Source organism: Actinocorallia populi (assembly GCF_002995495.1).
Classification (GTDB): Bacteria; Actinomycetota; Actinomycetes; order Streptosporangiales; family Streptosporangiaceae; genus Actinocorallia; species Actinocorallia populi.
Genome location: NZ_PVZV01000005.1, coordinates 405,616 through 422,410, shown reverse-complemented (window position 1 = coordinate 422,410; position 16,795 = coordinate 405,616). Strand labels below are relative to the sequence as shown.

Below are 16,795 nucleotides of genomic sequence, written 5' to 3'. Positions count from 1 at the left end.
GGCGGTCAGGGGCGGATCCCGGTCACCGCGAACCGCTCCACCTCGGCCACATGGCCGCCCGTCCACACCACGAGGGTGGCGACCTCCTCGATCCCGCCGGTGAACGGCAGGGCCAGCCGCCAGCGGGCGTCCCGCCCTCCGGCGGGCAGGCAGCAGTACTCCCCGAGCGGGTCGCCGGCGTGCGGGTGCACGAGCCTGGCCCGCAGGTTCTCGTCCACGCCGGTGATGCGGCCCGCCACCGCGACGGGGGAGGACGCCCTCGCCCCGTAGGAGGGGGTGGTGAGGCTGAGGGTGGTGTCGTCGGTGCCGACGACCTCCCACGGCCCGTCGGGCGACCCGCCCGCGCGGAACAGATGGACGACCGCGGCGGTGAGGGCGCCGCCCTCGGCCCGGTAACCGACGCCGATCCTGGCCTCCACGGCGCCGACCGACCTGCTGGTGACCCGGTCGATCCCGGCGAGCCCGAGGTAGGAGCGGGTGAACGCGAGCGCGGTGGCGCCCGCGTCCAGGTTCCACCGCCCGTCCTCGTCCGCCCGGAACGAGCGGGAGTCCGCCAGGTCGGTGAAGGGCCACAGCGGCAGGTAGCCGCTGGGCAGCAGGCTTCCCCGGGACGGGGACCGCGACGCCGGCGAACGCGGGGGCGGTGCTGACTCCGCCGCGGCGGGCGGCGGCGCAGGTGCCGACGGGGCAGACGGGGCGGTCGGGGCCGGCGAAGGCCGCGGATCCGCCTCGCCGCCGCACCCGGCGGCCGCCAGGGCGAGACCCAGCACGAGTCCTGCGGTTCTCGAACGGTACGGCTTCATCGAGCGCCTCCCGTCCAAATTGTGCCCTGACCGGCGGGATCAGGCGACAGCCGAAGTGACCGGATCTCCTGTCTCCTTCGCCACCGGGGACCTTGACCCGCCGGAGCCGCCGCGCCAGACCAGCCCCGAGACCACGGCGACCGTCACGCCCACGCCGCCCGCCAGCACGAACGCCCACCCGGAGCCTGCCTCGTCGATCACCCAGCCCGCGGCGGGGGTCGCGCAGGCCAGACCGAGCGTCATCGCGGTGCTGTGCAGGCCCATCGCCTCGCCCCGCACCCGGGCCGGCACCCACCGGGACATGGCGTCCACGGTCGTCGACAACGAGGGCGCGCACAGCAGTCCCGATGGGATGAGCGCCAGGATCAGCCACCGCCAGTCGGTGACCAGCACCAGCGGCAGGGTCAGCACGGCCATCGCCCCGATGAGCACCGGGGCGGGCAGGCCGCGCGGGAGCCCGCCGTAGACGAAGCCGCCGACCAGCGACCACAGGCACCACAGCCCGATGGCCAGGCCCGTCCAGTTCACCGCGTCGCCCTCGGTGAGCACCGCGATGATGCCCAGCTCGGTGGCCGCGACGAGGAACGTGGCCGAGAACGTCACCAGCAGCAGCGCCAGCATCGGGATGGTGAGCCAGGACCGCCGGGACACCGGGGCGGAGCCCCCGGCCAGCGCCGCCTTCGCCTCCTCCTCGGTGCGGATCGGCGGGTTCAGCACGATGAGGGCCGTTCCCGCCGCGGCCATGCCCAGGCCGATCATGGCGAACGTCCAGCCGCTGCCCAGCAGCCCGACCGCGGCCGTGGCGAAGGCGGGACCGACGATGAAGCCGATCTCGACCAGCATCGAGTCCAGCGAGAACGCGGTGCGGCGCTGCTCCTCGGGGACCATCGCGGCCAGGCACTGCCGGGTGAGCCCGAACACCGGCAGGGCCAGCAGGCCGGCGAGCAGCGCGCCGCCCAGCAGCGGCCAGTACGGCAGGAACCCGGCCAGCGGCCAGAAGCACAGCTGCGCCAGCATGGTGGCCAGCAGGACCGGGCGCATCCCGTACCGGTCCATGATGCGTCCGGCGATCGGCGCGCCGATCGCCACCCCGAGGGTGCAGGCGGCACCGACCAGCCCCGCCTTGAAGAACCCCTGGCCCAGGGTGAGGGTCACGTGCAGGGTCAGGGCGATCCCGGTCGCCGCCACCGGGATCCGGGCGAGTGTGCCCACGGTCATGAGACCGCGCAACCCCGGCAGGGCGAACACCTGCCGGTAAGGCTCTAGCTTCATGTGGTTCCTTACCTCCGGGTGGACAGTCTGCCAGGAGCCCTTGACCTGGGAAAACTTTTTCCTTACGCGAAGCCGTCACGACTTGACCCGGACCGGACGTATCTTTCAGTACCGCTTGCCCATGTCAGTTACCTTGAGTACATTCTTCCGAGATCGAGCCGTGATCGACCCTCGAAGGTCGCGGAACAAGGAGTAAGCACGTGGATCCGGTAGGCCAGAAGCTCCTGGACATCGCGAAGAGCGAACTGGGCTACACCGAGAAGGCCGGTGGTTACACCAAGTTCGGCGACTGGTGGACGAAGAACATCGACGAGGACGCCAACTCGTACTTCACCACCGCCCCCTGGTGTGACATGTTCCTCGCCTGGGCCGCCGACAAGGCCGGGCTCACCGACTTCGCCGGGCAGTTCGCCGCCACCCAGGACCACGCCTCGTGGTTCAAGGACAACGACGCCTGGGGCACCGCCCCCGAGCCGGGCGCCATCGTCTTCTTCAACTGGTCGGGCGCCAAGGACATCGGCTCCATCCAGCATGTGGGCATCGTGGAGAAGGTCGGCGAGGACGGCACCGTCCACACCATCGAGGCCAACACCCAGGACACCCTGGCCCGCCGCGAGCGCGACTCCTCCGACATCGTCGGCTACGGCTACCCGGGCAAGGTCGAGGTGGCCGGGATGAACTACCAGGAGACCCTGGCCCAGCAGGCCTACCAGCCCAGGCACTCGGCTCCCGCGCCGTCGGTCGAGCAGCTGGCCCAGGCTCCCCGCACCGACACCCAGGCCGCGGTGCAGGCCCGCCAGGACTCCGGCGCGGCCGACCTGCCCGTCAAGGAGGCGGCGCTCACCGGCGTGGTCGGGCTGGCGATCCTGGGCGTGCTCGCCGCGGGGCTGGCCAAGGCCGCCGCGGTGAAGGTCCCGGCCGCTGTGGCCAACGCCCCCGAGGTCCGGGTGCGCAAGCGCGGACGCCACCACCGCACCTCCGGCGCCCCGCCGGTCAGGATGCCCGCGGAGATGACCCGCTACGACCTGGAAGACGCCGAGAACGACACCCTGATGATGCCCGCCATCTCGGCCCAGGTCGCCCAGGAGGTCGAGGACCGCGAGTTCTGGGGCCGCATCGCCCACCTCAAGGAGGACGAGGAGCTCGGCTTCTGGACCGACCTGCACTCCGCGGTCACCCAGACCGCCGAGACCAACGCCCAGCTCACCGGCCGCCGCCCGTAGCGGCGCCCCCGCGAGCGCGAGGAGGCGCAGGCCCGCGGGCCTGCGCCTCTCGGCGTTCCGGGCGGTCAGCCGGCGGTGGAGGTGGCGAGCTTGGCGGCGAAGCCCAGGAAGCCCAGGCCCACCGCGGAGGTGGCGGCGGCCGACAGGCGCCTGCGGCGGCGGAACGCCTCGGCCAGCCAGGTGCCGCCGAAGATGAGGGCGGTCAGGTAGAGCATGCTGAAGACCTGCAGGATCGCCGCGAGGACCAGGAACGACACCGCCGGATAGGGGTAGGCCGGGTCGACGAACTGGACGAAGAAGGAGAGGAAGAACAGGATCGCCTTCGGGTTCAGCAGGCTGATCAGCAGCGCGCGGCGGAAGGTGCGGCCTTCCTCCGCCGCCGTCTCCTCCGCCACCGCGGCGGGAGCCGCTCGGCCCGTCCCGCGGGAGCGGTCCCGCCACATGCCCCAGGCGGCGCGGAGCAGGCCGATCGCCAGCCAGGCCAGGTAGGCCCCGCCGAGGTACTTGACCGCGGAGAACACCACGGGGTTGGCCTTCAGCAGGGACGCCGCCCCGACGGCGGTCAGCAGCATCAGCACCGAGTCGCCGAGGAACACCCCGCACGCCGCGCGGTAGCCGCGCCGCACGCCCTGCCCGGCGGCCACGGACAGCGTGTACAGGGAGTTGGGGCCGGGGAGCAGGATGATCAGGAAGGCGCCCACGGTGTAGGTCGTGAGGTCGGTGATGCCGAACATGCCGTTCAGTGTGCCATTTGGCCGACTTCGGCCGGAAGGGAATCCCCCTCCGCCGCCCGGGTCACTCCGGCCGGGCCACCGCGTCCAGGCAGCGCCGGTAGAGGCTCGTCTCCAGCCGTTCGGCCACCGCCCGCTCGAGCGCCGCGACCGGGTCGAGCCCCAGCCCGGAGAGGCGGCGGACGATCTTGGCATGGCGCTCGGCGTAGTGCCCCTCCCACAGGCCCGGCCGCAGCCGCTCGCGTTCGGCGGCGGCGCCCGCGGTGAGCCCGTCCGTCCCGACCGTCCCGGCCAGGGAGTGCAGCGCGTCCAGGAGGTCGCGCAGCACCGTGGCGGCCGCGGGCGCTCCCCCCTCGGGCGTGCCCACCAGCACCTGCCGGCGGGTGCGGACGGCGCCCAGCAGGAAGTCGCCGTCGGTGACGGTCTCGGCCGCGTCGACGAACAGCACGTCGTACTCCCCCGGCGGGAGCGCGTCGGGCGCCGCGCAGACCACCTGGGCCGCCTCCGCCGGAGCGTCGGCGAGCAGGTCGCGCCGCGCCGACGCCCGCTCCCGCCAGGCCTCCTCGTCCTCCCCCGCCAGGAGCTCCTCGATCTCCCGGCGGTGGCGCTCGACGGTCTCGCGCGCGGCCTCCTGCTCGCGGCGGGCCTGCGCCACGGCCTCGGCGCCGGCCGCCTCGTGCCGCTCCAGCTCCGCCTCGCATCCGGCCAGGCGGCGGTCCAGCTCCGGCTCGTGCTCCCGGGCCCGCGCGACCGCGGCCTCGGCCTCGCTCAGCGCGGCGCGGGCGGCCGTCAGGCGCTCCTCCGCGGCCATGCCCTCGGCCCTGGCCCGGTCGGCGGGCTCGGCCGCGCGCGCCGCCTCCGCCGCGGCCTCAGCGGCCAGCGCGGCCAGCCGCTCGTGCTCGGCGGCCAGCGGGGCGAGCTCGGCCTCCAGGCGCGGCAGCTCCTCGGTCAGCCGGCGCTGCGCCTCCCGCGCCGCCTCCATCTCCCGGCCGCCCTGCTCCAGGAAGGCGGTGAGCCCGGCCCGTTCGCCCTCGGCCCGCTGCCTCGCCTCGTTCAGCTCGTTCGCCCGGGCCAGCGCCTGCTCGGCGTCGAGCTTGCGGGACGCCACCAGCGCGCGCAGCTCGGACAGCTGCGGGCGGCCCGGCGCCAGGTGCAGCCGCTGGGCGAAGTTCTGGCGCTTGCGCTCGGCGGCCAGCGAGGACTCCGCGCCGGCCAGCCGGTAGTAGGTGGCGTGGCGCAGCGCCTCGGCCTCGGCGGCGAGGCCGCTGATCCGCTCGGCCTCGGCGGTGACCTCGGGCAGGCTCGCCCTGGCCCGTTCCAGCCGCTCCCCCAGGTCGCCCTGCATCTGCCGCGCCGAGGCGGCCTCCACCCGCAGCGCCGCGAGCCGCTGCTCCACCTCGGCGAGCCGCCGCGCGGCCTCGCCCGCCGCGGACGAGGCCGCCGCGGACTGCCGTGCCGCGGCGTCCGCGGCGCTCCTCGCCCCGGTGAAGGTCTCCAGGCAGCGGGCGGCCACGGCTCCGGCCTGCAGCTCGGCGGCGGCCGCCGCCTCGCGTTCCTCGACCGCCCGCGCCGTCGCCGCGGACGCCTGCTCGCGTTCCGCCCGCAGGGACTCCAGCTCGGCCTTCAACCGCCGCTCCTCCTCGGCGGCGGCGGCCTGCCTGCGCGCCGTCTCGGCCTCGGCGGCCTCCAGCGCGGCCAGGTCGCCCGGCCACTGCTCCAGCCTCAGCAGGTCGCGGCGCAGGGCCTGCAGCTCCTCCTCCCAGCGCGGCCCCACCGGACGCAGTGCCGCGTCGACCGCCAGGAGCCCGCCGGGCACCCGCGCCGGATCACCGAACAGCAGCACCCGCTCCCCCAGCCGGACGGACTCGGCCACCAGTTCGGCGAGCCGGTCCGGGGAGGTGACGACCGCGACCTGCCGGACGTCCCGGTGCGCGGGGTCCAGCAGCGCGCCCGCCAGGGCGTCCCGGTCGCCCGGCAGTGCGCCCTCGCGCAGCGCCCGCAGCGCCATGAGCCGGGAGTTCCAGTCGGGCCCGGGAGCGGCGGCCGAGCCCGGCTCTCTGCCGCGGTCCTCCAGGAGCTGGTACAGCGCCACCAGGGGGGCGTACTCCACAGAGATCCGCTGCTGAAGTTCCTCCGAGCTCATGGCCGTAACGTCTCACATTCCGACGTGCTCCGGCGAACCGGTCAGGGAGCGCCGGTCGGGGCCACTTCCGGCACTTCGACCTTGGACGGGTCCACCTCGTTGCCCTCGTGGTCGGTCATCGTCTCGTTGTCGATGCCCAGCACGCCCACCCCGCTGACCAGCCACTCGCCCTTCACCTGGTTCAGCTCCACCAGGAGCCGCATCCCGGTGACGGTGCGCACGAACTCCTTGCTGTTCACCTGGGTGTCGGCGACCACCATCGCCTTGGCGACGGTGCCGTCGAAGTCGTTGAGGAACACCTCGCGGACCGTGACGTCGGAGCTCGCCTCGAGGCTGGTGATGACCGGGAACTGCATCTTCACCGCCTGGCCGATGGCGTTGCGGTAGTCCGGGGCGGCCAGCGCGGTCAGCCGCTTCTCCCAGCCCTGGAGGTCGGACTTCTCGTACAGCAGGAAGGCGCGGGAGAACTCCGCGGAACGGGTGCGGACCTGCTGCTGGGTGTCCAGCTCCTCCGACGCCCCGGAGTAGGAGGTCCACAGGAACGCCGAGGTCGCCAGCGAGGCGACCAGGGCGATCAGGGCCAGCACCCCGACGACGCCGCCGTTCAGCCGGTCCCGCAGGCCCCGCTTGGCGGGCTCGCCGTCCTTCGCCCCGCCGTCCTTCGCCGCCGGAAGCGCGCCGTCCTTCTCGTCCTCGTCCGTGTCCCTCGCCGCGGACTCGTCCGCGGCGACGATCTCCACCGGGCTCTCCTCCGCCTCCGGCTCGCCGGCCTCCGGCTTCCCCGCCTCGGCCTTCTCGACCTCCGGCTTCTCGACCTCCGGCTTCTCAGCCTCGGCCTTCCCCGCCTGGGCCTTCCCGGTCTCCAGCGCCTCGGCGCCCTCGAGAGCTTCTTCGGTCTCGGTGGTCTTGCTCATCTGTTCTCCCGGGGGTTCAGCGCCTGGCGCGGCGGCGGATGACGCCGAGGGTACGGCGGGCGGTCAGAGCCAGAGCCGCGGCGGCCAGCACGATCGGCAGGACCGGCAACCAGCGGCCCAGCGCGGACTCGTCGGAGACCGGCTCGGCCTGGGTCGGCTCCGGCGCCTCGACCGCGGTGAACGGGCCGGACCGGGCTGTCGTCTGCGGCTCGTTCTTCGTCCTGGCCTGGTCGGCCTTCTCTTCGAGATCGCTGGTCTTGTACGCCTTCGTACAGTAGTAGAGGTTGGGCGCCGTGGCCCCCTGCAGCGGCGGGACGTACTCCTTGGCCGCCGACACCGGTCCCGCACCGACGATCGCCGCGGTGACCCGCGCGTAGGGGCGGCCGCTCGGCTCCGTCTCGATCACGTTCTTGACGATCTTCGGGAAGCGGGAGTGCAGCAGGCCCAGGGCGGTGCTGAGGTCCCGGCTGGCCTTCGGGGTGAACAGCGGCGTGGAGGGGGTGCCCAGCGCGGTCAGCAGGCAGCTCATCCCGGGCCGGCCGGCCTCGACCAGCTTCTGCACCTGGGACAGGAACTGCGGTCCCCGGTCCAGGACGCTGTCGAGGTTCTTGCGCTGCCCGGACAGCTCGGTGCTGAACGCCGCCAGCCCGTCCAGGCCGGCCGCCAGGTCCGGGCCGCCGTCGGCCAGGACCTGGGCGAGCGCGGTGAGCTGCACGGAGAGCTCGTCGAGGACCTCGGCGTTCTCGGCGAGGGTGCCGGTCAGCTGGTGCGCGTCGCCGATCAGGTCGCGCAGGGTGTTGTCCCGCCCGGACAGGCCGAGCGCCAGCTCGTGGATGACGGTGTCGGCGTCCTTGGGATCGACGGCCTTCAGCAGGCCTCCGACGCTGTCGAACAGCTCCTTGTAGTTCACCGTGACGCTGGTGCGCGACAGCGGGATGCGGTCGCCCTCCCGCAGGGGGCGCTCCGGCTCGCCGTCACCCGGTTCCATCGCGATGTAGGGCTCGCCGATCGCCGACTTGCGCAGCACCGCGGCCTTGGCGTTGGACGGCACGACCGTGCCGCGGTCCAGGTGCATGTCGACGAGCACCATGCCGGTGCCCTGCGTGACCTTGTCCACCGAGCCGACCCTGACGCCGAGGTAGGCGACCTCCAGGTCGGACCGCAGGCCCGGCGAGGAGGCGAACTCGACGCGGACGGTGAAGGGCTTGCGCAGGGCGTCGACGGACACGATGCTGGTCAGCGCCCAGATGCACAACACCACGCCGAGCGCGGCGAAGGAGATCAGGTTGATCACGATCCTGGGCCGCATCAGTTCCCCTTGTCCGAGACCGGCGACAGCGCGCGCCGTGCCGTGATCGACAGGTCGACGGGCCTTCCGGCGCCGTCGTTGGCGGTGATGTGGCTGGAGTCGGCGTTGAAGTCGATGAACCCGGCCAGCCAGGCCTGCATCAGGCCCTGGCTCTTGTAGGTCAGCGACGGCGCCGCCAGCAGCCCGCCGTGCAGGCTCTCCACCAGCGCCTTGAGCGTCTTCCTGCCGCGGATCATCGATTCCAGGATCCGGTCGACCTTGCCCAGCAGGGTCTTCAGCCGGGTGGCGTGCCGGGAGTGGACCGTGGAGTTGAACGCCTCGCCGAGCTCCACCAGGTCCTGGACCGCGGTCTTCAGCTCCTTGCGGTCGCGTTCGATGCGGTCGGTGGCCAGCACCAGCCGCCCGGGCAGCCGGTCGAGCTCGGAGCTGTTCTTCTCCAGCGCGTCGCCCAGGCGGGCGAACCCGTCGATGGTGGTCTGCAGGTCCTTCGCCGCCGCCGCGTAGCTGTCGGAGACGTCGGAGATCTGCTTGATGAGCTTGTTGAGCTGCGGCCCCTTGTCCCTGACCGCCACCGCGACCGCGTCGACGATCTGGCTGAGGTCCTGGCCGCCCATCGAGGCGAGGATCGGGCCGACCTTCGCCGAGATGCTCTCCAGGTCGGGCTGGACGGAGGTCTGGGTGATGACCTCGCCCTCCTTGAGGGAGGGGGTGCTCTCCAGCGTCTTGCCGGGCGGCAGGACGATCTTGATGTAGTTCTCGCCCAGCAGCGAGGTCTTGGCGACCGCCGCCGTCGCCCCCAGCGGGATCCTCCGGCCGGGTTCCAGTTCCATGGTCACGTGCGCGCGGAAGTCCGACTCGAGCTCGATGTCGGTGACGGTGCCGATCGACACGTCGGAGATCTGCACGCTGTGCCCCACGACGAGGCTCTGCACGTCGGTGAACTCGGCCTTGAACTCGAAGCCGCCCTTGGGCGCGCCCAGGGTGGTGACGGAGCAGGCGCCGGTCGAGACGGCCAGCACCGTCACGACGAGGATCTTCTTCACGAGCCCCCCGCCTTCTTCTTCTTTTTGGCCTTCTTCGTGATCGTGTCGTCGCAGTTGCCGAAGGGCTGGTCGAGGCAGGGCAGCTCGCCCCAGCCCGCCGCGGTGAAGATCGGCTGGAGCCACGCCCGCGTGATCGCGCTGAGCTGCAGCCGGATGGTGACGAGCTTGCGCTTGGGGTCGTAGGCCTTGGTCACCGCCTGGGTGAGGCGGGCCATCCCCTCGATGGCCTGGCCCACGGAGCCGGAGTTGGCCTTCATCGTCATCACGATCTCCGACAGGTCGGTGACCGTGGACGGCAGCTTCTCGTGGTAGACCTCCACGATCACGTCGCCCTGGCGGATCACCGCCTCGAGGCCGGCCAGGAAGCCGCGCAGCTGGTTGCGTTCGTCGGCCAGCATGCCGCCGGCGTCGTTGAACGCCTTGAACAACGCCTTGAGCTTGTCGTCCCGCTCGTTGAGCGAACCGGCCAGCTCGTTGAGCGAGGTGGCCAGCGAGATGATGCGCTCGTCCTGCGCGGCCAGGTCGCCGGTCAGGTCGCCGACGGTCTGCAGCGCGCCGTTGATGTCCTCGCCGTTGTCGCGCAGCATGTCCGCGCCGCCCCGGAAGGTGGAGCCCAGCTTCTCGGGGTCGATGGACTGGGCGAGCGTGGTGAAGGCGTCCAGCGCGTCGTCGATCTCGACCGGCAGGTCGGTGCGCTCCTCGGGGATGACCGTGCCCGGCTTGATCTTCTGCATGCCGGGCTTCCACGCCGGGTACAGCACGATGTTGCGTTCGCCGATGGTGTTGGCCGACACGACCGCCGCGTTCGCGTCGGCCGGGACCGGCACGTCGCCGCGGACGCTCAGGGTGACCTTGACCTTCTGGGTGGCCTGGTCGACCTCGATCTTGTCGATGGTGCCGACGTTGGCGCCCATCACCTTGACCCGCGACTTCTCGTACAGCGACGGCGTCTTGGTGAAGTAGGCGGTCAGGGTGTAGGTGCCGGACCCGCCGACCGCCGAGCAGCCGCCGAGCGCGGCCGTCAGGGACAGGGCCAGCAGGGCCGAGAGGGGTCTTCTCATTTCTTCGCCCCCTTGAGCATCCCCGAGAGCTTGGCCAGGTCGGTGCCGTTGAGCTGGCCGAGCTGGGTGAAGATGACGTCCGCGTAGTTGCCGTAGTTGCCGATGTTGGAGAAGCCCGTCATGGCGGGCCCCGCCCAGGCCAGCGCGGTGTTCAGGTCGTCGACCTTGGGGTCCAGGGCCTTCATCGTGCCCTGCAGGTCGCTGATGATCCCGTTGAGCTGCTTCTGCTGGTTCTTGATCAGCCGGTCCACCTCGTTCACCGCGGCGCTGCCGCTGCCCAGCAGCAGGGTCAGCTGGGTCTTGCGCCGGCGCAGGGTGTCGATCAGCGTCATCGCGTTGTTCACCAGCCGGGACAACGAGGCGTCCTTGTCCTGGACGGTCTTGATGATCCGGTCGCTGTTGTCGAGCAGTTCGCTGACCTTCGCGTCGCTGTTGTTGAGCTCCTCCGCGATCTCGACGAGCCGCCCCACCGCGTGGGCGAGCTGCTTCTTGCTCTCGTCCGACAGCCCGTCGAGCTGGTCGAGCACCTTGGCGAACGTCTTGGCGTCCAGGCCCTTGATCGCGGTGGCGCCGTCCTTGAGCGCGTCGTTGACGGTGATGGGGATCTGGGTGCGCCCCACCGGGATGCGGCGCTCGGCCTCGGAGAGGTCCTCCATGTAGGGGCCCTTGTCGGGCACCGGGCCGGCGAGGCGGATGTACCTGCCGCCGAGGATGTTGACCATCCTGATCTCGGCGCGGGTCTGCGGCCCCAGTTCGATGCCGTGGTCGACCTTCCACCGCACCAGCACGTGGCCGGCCTCGAAGTCGGGCTCGACGGAGGTGACCTCGCCGACCAGGACGCCGGCGACGAGCACGTCGTTGCCGTCCTTGAGGCCGCCGGTGTCGGTGAAGATCCCGCTCATCTCGTAGCGGTTCTTCAGCAGCCCCATGGTGCCGGTGAGGAAGACGGTGGTCAGGACCAGGCCGATGACCAGCAGGGAGACCAGGCCCACCAGGATGGGCGGGCGGTCGCGGAAGGACTTCAGCGCCATCAGTTACCCCCGACCAGGATCTTGCGCATGGTGTCAGGGCTCTGCGGGTTGCCCTGGTAGTCCTTCAGGACGACCGGATAGGGGCAGCTCTTCTGCTCGACGAGGGTGAGGCAGGCGACCGCGCCCTTGGCGTACTCGCCCTCGTCGAAGACCGCGAACAGCCGCTGGAGCTTGGGTCCGGCCAGGTCGAGCACGTTGTTGATGCTCTTGGTGTTCTCGTCCACGCCCTCGGCGACGACCGCGAGTCCGGCGATGACCTGGCGCAGCTGCTCGCTGTTGCCGGCGAGCAGCTCGTCGGAGGTGTGGAACATGCGGCCGAGCTCCACCAGGGAGCTGTCGATCAGCTTGCGGTTGCGCACGAACGCGTCCGACATCTCGACCAGGTTGTCGGTCATCTGGCGGATCTGGTCGTCGCGGCGGGAGATCACCCCGGTGACCGTCGTGTAGCTCTCCAGCATCTGCGTCAGCGTGGTGCGGCGGGCGGCGATGGTGGAGGCGAGCTGGTCGACGTCGCTGATGAGCTGGGTGACGTTCTCCTTGTTGCCGTCCAGCGCCAGGTAGATGGAGGTGAGGATCTGGTTGAGCTGCTCGGGGTCGAGGCTCTTGGCCAGCGGGGCGAGCTGGTCGACCAGCTCGCCGATGTCCACCACCGACCGGGTCTTGGTGATCCTGGCGTTGTCCTTGATCTTCTCGGCGCTGGTGCCGGGGATGACGTAGACGACCCGCTGGCCGATGGCGTTGCGCCAGTTGATGGCCACCTCGCTGTCGGCCGGGACGCGGTACCGCTCGTCGACGGTCAGGGTGACCACCGCCTTGCCCTTCTCGACCCTGACGGTGTCGACCTGGCCGACCGGGGCGCCGGCGATCTTGACGACGTCGCCGTCGATCAGCCCGGTGGCGTCGTCGAAGACCGCGACGAGCCGGTAGCCGCCGCCGAAGGAGATCCGGGCGATCTGGCTGCCGATGAGGAACGTCAGGGTGCCGGTCACCGCGAAGAACACGGCGAGCCGGATGAGGGTCGACCGGCGTTGTTTCGAACGCGCGTTGGTGCTCACCGCCGACCTCCCTTCTTCTTTTCGGTGGTCGGGCTCGGGCAGACCCCGAGCACGATCGCGCAGGGGTTGGCGGGCAGCAGCACCTTGATGGCGAGCATCCGCCTGCCTCCGGGCGCGGTGGGCCAGCTCACCTGCTTGTAGACGGGCAGCAGGTTGTTGCCGGTGCGCAGCGCGGGTCCGAGCAGGCCGAGCTGGGCGTGGATGACGCCGACCGCCCGCTCGCTCGAGCGGAACCCCGCGCGCAGGTCTCCGCCGTGGGAGCGGAAGCCGTGGGCGACCAGGGAGGAGATGCCCGAGACGTTCGCGGCGAAGTCGCGCAGCCTGCCGTCCCCGTTCGCCGCGGTGTCGATGACCGCGTTGGTGTCGGCGACGATCGAGGCGATGTCCTGGCCCGCGCCCTGGATGCTCGCCAGCCTGGCCAGGTCGTCCAGGAACGCCTTGGCGTTGCCGCGGTTCTCGTGCGCGACCTCGATGATGGTCTCGGCGCTGTCCAGCGTCTCCCGCAGGTTCTGGCCCTGGCCGCCGAGCCCTTCGGCGAGGGTGTGGATGACGACCGAGATGTCCGCGGGGTCCAGCGCCGCCAGCGTGGTGTTGGCGTCGGCCAGCAGGTCGTTGAGGTCGCGCGGGTCGGAGGTCTTCGCGATCTGGGATCCGGGCTTCAGGAAGGGCCCGGAGGTCTCGTGCGCGCCCAGCAGCAGGTTGATGAACTTGGGCCCGAACACCGACTCGGGCTCCAGCGAGGCGGTCGCCGTGTCGGGGACCCGCACGCCCTCGTCCATCGTCATGGTGATGCGGGCGCGGCCGTTGGGCAGCAGCTCGATCTCGCTGATCCTGCCGACGTGCATGCCCCGCACCTTCACCGGGGAGGCGGTGCTCAGGCCCTGTCCGGCCTGGCCGAACATGGCGGTGAACCGCGGCCCCTCGCTCTTGAAGGGCTTGAAGATCAGGATGTACAGCACCAGGCTCGTCACGAGGACGGTGACCAGCGCGATGGTGGCCCTGGTCCGCAGGGAACGTTCTTTCATCCGGACAACCTCACCGATCCGCCCTGGCCCCAGAACACGTAGGACAGCAGCAGGTTGAGCGTCACGATCGCCACGATCGACAGGCGGATCGCGCGGCCGGCGGCCGTGCCGACTCCGACGGGGCCGCCGGTGGCGTAGAAGCCGTAGTAGCAGTGGATGGCGATGACCGCGAAGGAGAACACCCCCACCTTGATGCAGCTGAACACCAGGTCCTTCAAGGGGAGATAGAGGTGGAAGTAGTAGTCGTAGACACCCGGCGCCAGCCCGAAGAACGAGGTGGAGATGAACCGGGTGGCGAAGAAGCTCGCGAACAGCGCGATCAGGTAGAGCGGCACGAGCGCGATGAGCGCGGCCGCGACGCGGGTGGCGATGAGGTAGGCGAAGGAGTTGATGCCCATCACCTCCAGGGCGTCGATCTCCTCGCTGATGCGCATCGCGCCGAGCTCGGCGGTGAACGCGCTGCCGCACTGGGCGGCGAGGGCGATCGCGGCGATGATCGGGGTGATCTCGCGGACGTTCATGAAGCTGCCGACCAGGCCCATGAACGACTCGGCGCCGATGACCTCCAGGCCGGTGTAGACCTGCAGGCCCACCTCGGTGCCGACGAACAGCGACATCGTGAAGGTCACGAAGACCATGCCGCCGCCCACGACGGTGCCGCCGACGCCGATGACGATGTCGCTGACGTGCTGGGCGACCGTCTTGGCGTACTTGAAGCGGAAGATGATGTCGCGGAACAGGTACAGCAGCAGCCGGCCGAGGAAGAGCGGTACGCCCGAGAGCCCGGCGAACTTCTCGACCGCGGCCGCGGAGCCCTGGGTCACGCCTAGCACGGCCTTGCGGGGAGCGTTGATCAGCATCCGGTCTCAGACCTTCGGGGGGTAGGCGATGACGTAGATGGTGGTGATGATGTAGTTGAAGGCGAAGACGAGCAGCAGCGCCACCACCGTCGCCTGGTTGACCGCCCGTCCCACGCCGACCGGGCTCTGCTCGCAGGTCATTCCCTTGTAGCAGGCGACCATCGCCGCGATCAGGCCGAACAGCCAGGACTTGAACAGGGTGACGACCAGGTCGGAGGTCCGCAGCTGGCTGAGCGCGCCGTCGAAGTACGCGCCCGGTGTCACGTTCTGCAGGAGCACGTTGAAGAAGAAGCCGCCGATCGCCCCGGAGAGGATGACCAGCGAGGCCAGCATCGTGGAGACCAGGCTGGCGGCCCACATGCGCGGGGTCACCAGGCGGTGGATGGGGTTGACCGCCATCACTTCCATGGCCGACAACTCGTCGCGGATGCGTCTGGCCCCCATGTCGGAGGTCATCGCCGAGCCGCCGGCTCCCGCCATGATCAGAGCGGCCGCCATCGGCGCCACCTCGCGGACCAGGCCGACGACGACCGCGCCGCCGGTGGCCGACTGCGCGCCCAGCTGGGCGGCGAGGTCGCCGACCTGCAGCGCGACGGTCGCGCCCAGCGGCAGCGCGATGAGGATGACCGGGAGCGTGGTCACGCGGGCCAGGAACCAGCACTGCTCGACGAACTCCCAGAACCAGCTCCGGACGTCCCAGGTACGCCGCAAACCTTCCAACGCGATGGTGAACAGGTCACCTATCTGGGTAAGAACACCGCGGATCCTGCTGGTGACCAGCACGGGCACACTCGCCACAGGCCACCTCCATTGCAGTAATGAGCCGTTTACCGACCAAGCGTTTGGTACCGTAACGCGCGTCACACGGCGACCACAAGACCTTGGGCCCCCTGGATGGCAAATAACGGGAAGTTACCGGCTTTCCCGTCTCTCACTTCTCTTACTCCTCCCAGTGGCCTCCGCGCCGCGATCCGGCCGACCCCGGCCATCTCTCGCCCACCCCTTGCCCCTGCCGGAACCTGCACTTTCTCCCGTCCCGTGAGCACCGGCGAACACAGGCGCAGGGCTCTGTCAGTGACCACTTACTGCATCGGCTAGGGTGGTCGGTGAAGGCACGACCTAGGACAAGGAGGCGCCGGTGGACTTCGACCTGCCGGAGAGCGCGCAGGCGGTCCGGGACGGCATCGCCGCCGTCACCGCCAAGTACGGCTACGAGTACTGGGACAAGTGCGACGCCGATCACCGCTGGCCCGAGGAGGTCTTCCGCGACCTCGCCGACGGCGGCTGGCTGGGTCTGGCCATCCCCGAGGAGTACGGCGGCGGCGGGCAGGGCCTGCTGGAACTGGCCGTGGCCCTGGAGACGCTGGCCTCCTCCGGGGCGGGCGCCGCGGCGTCCTTCATCTACCTGCTCACCCCGGGCTTCGGCGCGCTGACCGTCAGCCGGCACGGCACCGAGGAGCAGCGGCGCAGGCTCCTGCCCAAGCTGGCCACCGGCGAGATCGAGACCTGCTTCGCGCTCACCGAGCCCGACGCCGGCAGCAACGCCATCAACATCGCCACCCACGCCCGCCGCGACGGCGACGGCTGGCTGGTCAAGGGCCAGAAGATCTGGATCTCCGGCGTCGAGCGCGCCGACTACATGCTCCTGGTCACCCGCACCGTCCCCGCGGCCGAGGCCAGGCCGCGCACCTCGGGCTTCACCGTCTTCCTGGTGGACGTCAAGGCGGGCGTCGAGGCCGGCACCCTCAGCTACCGGCCGATCCCGAAGATGGGCACGAACACCGTCGCCTCCAGCATGGTCTTCCTCGACGACCTGCGGGTCACCGAGGCCGACGTGCTGGGACAGGTGGACGCCGGGTTCGCGGTGTTGTGGGACATCCTCAACCCCGAGCGCATCCTGGCGGCGGCCTCCGGCGTCGGCGGGGCCGAGGCCGCGCTGCGGATCGCGGTGAACTACGCGACCGAGCGCGCGCCCTTCGGCAAGCCGATCGGCACCAACCAGGCGCTGGCCTTCCCGCTGGCCAAGATCAAGGCCCAGACCGAACTGGCCCGGCTGATGACCTACAAGGCCGCCTGGTTGTGGGACCGCGCCCAGCCGTGCGGCAGCGAGGCCAACATCGCCAAGCTGACCGCCTCCGAGGCGGCCTGGCAGGCGGCCGACCGCACCTTCCAGACGCACGGCGGCATGGCCTACTCGCTGGAGTACCCGGTGGCGCGGATGTTCCGGGACGCCCGCATCGGCAAGAACATCCCGGTGGCCGAGGAGCTCGTGCTGGCCCACATCGCCCAGCACGACCTGGGCCTGCCCAAGAGCTACTGAGCGGG

General features: G+C 71.0%; 15 protein-coding genes. 2 read left to right on the top strand and 13 right to left on the bottom strand.

Going from position 1 to position 16,795, the window contains the following annotated elements:
* Nucleotides 1-5: 5 nt before the first annotated feature.
* A complete protein-coding gene (locus tag C2865_RS22070) occupies nt 6-803 on the bottom strand; it encodes a hypothetical protein (RefSeq protein ID WP_157963865.1) in 798 nt (265 codons plus the stop codon).
* A 39-nt stretch (nt 804-842) separates the two neighbouring features.
* Nucleotides 843-2,075 carry an MFS transporter gene (locus tag C2865_RS22065; RefSeq protein ID WP_106400438.1) on the bottom strand — a complete coding sequence of 411 codons (1,233 nt, stop codon included), beginning with the start codon at nt 2,073-2,075 and terminating at the stop codon, nt 843-845.
* Between the two features lie 200 nt (nt 2,076-2,275).
* Between C2865_RS22065 and C2865_RS22060 the strand changes: the two genes are divergently transcribed.
* On the top strand, nt 2,276-3,298 hold the full coding sequence (locus C2865_RS22060; RefSeq protein WP_106400437.1) for a CHAP domain-containing protein: 1,023 nt from the start codon (nt 2,276-2,278) through the stop codon (nt 3,296-3,298).
* Between the two features lie 65 nt (nt 3,299-3,363).
* On the opposite strand, the gene leuE is transcribed toward C2865_RS22060, so the two are convergent.
* The 11 genes from leuE to C2865_RS22005 all read right to left on the bottom strand — a co-directional run bounded on the left by leuE (nt 3,364) and on the right by C2865_RS22005 (nt 15,268).
* Nucleotides 3,364-4,032 (bottom strand): leucine efflux protein LeuE, encoded by a 669-nt coding sequence (leuE, locus tag C2865_RS22055; RefSeq protein WP_106400436.1) that lies wholly within the window; start codon nt 4,030-4,032, stop codon nt 3,364-3,366.
* A gap of 61 nt (nt 4,033-4,093) precedes the next feature.
* Entirely contained in the window at nt 4,094-6,172 is a 2,079-nt protein-coding gene (locus C2865_RS22050; RefSeq protein ID WP_157963864.1) for a coiled-coil domain-containing protein, read from the bottom strand.
* A gap of 41 nt (nt 6,173-6,213) precedes the next feature.
* On the bottom strand, nt 6,214-7,086 hold the full coding sequence (locus tag C2865_RS22045) for a hypothetical protein (protein ID WP_106400434.1): 873 nt from the start codon (nt 7,084-7,086) through the stop codon (nt 6,214-6,216).
* A 16-nt stretch (nt 7,087-7,102) separates the two neighbouring features.
* The gene (locus C2865_RS22040; RefSeq protein WP_106400433.1) at nt 7,103-8,395 is read right to left on the bottom strand and encodes an MCE family protein; all 1,293 of its coding nucleotides are present in this window, start codon (nt 8,393-8,395) and stop codon (nt 7,103-7,105) included.
* Nucleotides 8,395-9,438: an MlaD family protein gene (locus tag C2865_RS22035; protein WP_157963863.1), complete on the bottom strand. Its 1,044-nt coding sequence runs from the start codon at nt 9,436-9,438 to the stop codon at nt 8,395-8,397. The genes C2865_RS22040 and C2865_RS22035 overlap by 1 nt, the downstream gene beginning before the upstream one ends.
* Nucleotides 9,435-10,499, bottom strand: a complete 1,065-nt coding sequence (locus C2865_RS22030) for an MCE family protein (protein WP_106400431.1) — start codon at nt 10,497-10,499, stop codon at nt 9,435-9,437. The genes C2865_RS22035 and C2865_RS22030 overlap by 4 nt, the downstream gene beginning before the upstream one ends.
* Nucleotides 10,496-11,530 (bottom strand): MlaD family protein, encoded by a 1,035-nt coding sequence (locus C2865_RS22025; RefSeq protein ID WP_106400430.1) that lies wholly within the window; start codon nt 11,528-11,530, stop codon nt 10,496-10,498. The genes C2865_RS22030 and C2865_RS22025 overlap by 4 nt, the downstream gene beginning before the upstream one ends.
* Entirely contained in the window at nt 11,530-12,585 is a 1,056-nt protein-coding gene (locus tag C2865_RS22020) for an MCE family protein (protein WP_157963862.1), read from the bottom strand. The genes C2865_RS22025 and C2865_RS22020 overlap by 1 nt, the downstream gene beginning before the upstream one ends.
* On the bottom strand, nt 12,582-13,610 hold the full coding sequence (locus C2865_RS22015; RefSeq protein ID WP_106400428.1) for an MlaD family protein: 1,029 nt from the start codon (nt 13,608-13,610) through the stop codon (nt 12,582-12,584). Before C2865_RS22015 ends, C2865_RS22020 begins: the two co-directional genes overlap by 4 nt.
* Nucleotides 13,607-14,470 (bottom strand): ABC transporter permease, encoded by an 864-nt coding sequence (locus C2865_RS22010; RefSeq protein WP_106400427.1) that lies wholly within the window; start codon nt 14,468-14,470, stop codon nt 13,607-13,609. The genes C2865_RS22015 and C2865_RS22010 overlap by 4 nt, the downstream gene beginning before the upstream one ends.
* Nucleotides 14,471-14,476: 6 nt before the next feature.
* The gene (locus C2865_RS22005; RefSeq protein ID WP_106400426.1) at nt 14,477-15,268 is read right to left on the bottom strand and encodes an MlaE family ABC transporter permease; all 792 of its coding nucleotides are present in this window, start codon (nt 15,266-15,268) and stop codon (nt 14,477-14,479) included.
* Nucleotides 15,269-15,608: 340 nt separating this feature from the next.
* On the opposite strand from C2865_RS22005, the gene C2865_RS22000 reads away from it, so the two are divergent.
* Nucleotides 15,609-16,790, top strand: a complete 1,182-nt coding sequence (locus C2865_RS22000) for an acyl-CoA dehydrogenase family protein (RefSeq protein WP_106400425.1) — start codon at nt 15,609-15,611, stop codon at nt 16,788-16,790.
* Nucleotides 16,791-16,795 lie beyond the last annotated feature (5 nt).

What these genes read in the sequence shown, in the direction of transcription:
- C2865_RS22070 (WP_157963865.1), bottom strand. Translation starts at nt 803, where the DNA reads ATGAAGCCGTACCGTTCGAGAACCGCAGGACTCGTGCTGGGTCTCGCC.
- C2865_RS22065 (WP_106400438.1), bottom strand. Translation starts at nt 2,075, where the DNA reads ATGAAGCTAGAGCCTTACCGGCAGGTGTTCGCCCTGCCGGGGTTGCGC.
- leuE (WP_106400436.1), bottom strand. Translation starts at nt 4,032, where the DNA reads ATGTTCGGCATCACCGACCTCACGACCTACACCGTGGGCGCCTTCCTG.
- C2865_RS22050 (WP_157963864.1), bottom strand. Translation starts at nt 6,172, where the DNA reads ATGAGCTCGGAGGAACTTCAGCAGCGGATCTCTGTGGAGTACGCCCCC.
- C2865_RS22045 (WP_106400434.1), bottom strand. Translation starts at nt 7,086, where the DNA reads ATGAGCAAGACCACCGAGACCGAAGAAGCTCTCGAGGGCGCCGAGGCG.
- C2865_RS22040 (WP_106400433.1), bottom strand. Translation starts at nt 8,395, where the DNA reads ATGCGGCCCAGGATCGTGATCAACCTGATCTCCTTCGCCGCGCTCGGC.
- C2865_RS22030 (WP_106400431.1), bottom strand. Translation starts at nt 10,499, where the DNA reads ATGAGAAGACCCCTCTCGGCCCTGCTGGCCCTGTCCCTGACGGCCGCG.
- C2865_RS22025 (WP_106400430.1), bottom strand. Translation starts at nt 11,530, where the DNA reads ATGGCGCTGAAGTCCTTCCGCGACCGCCCGCCCATCCTGGTGGGCCTG.
- C2865_RS22015 (WP_106400428.1), bottom strand. Translation starts at nt 13,610, where the DNA reads ATGAAAGAACGTTCCCTGCGGACCAGGGCCACCATCGCGCTGGTCACC.
- C2865_RS22010 (WP_106400427.1), bottom strand. Translation starts at nt 14,470, where the DNA reads ATGCTGATCAACGCTCCCCGCAAGGCCGTGCTAGGCGTGACCCAGGGC.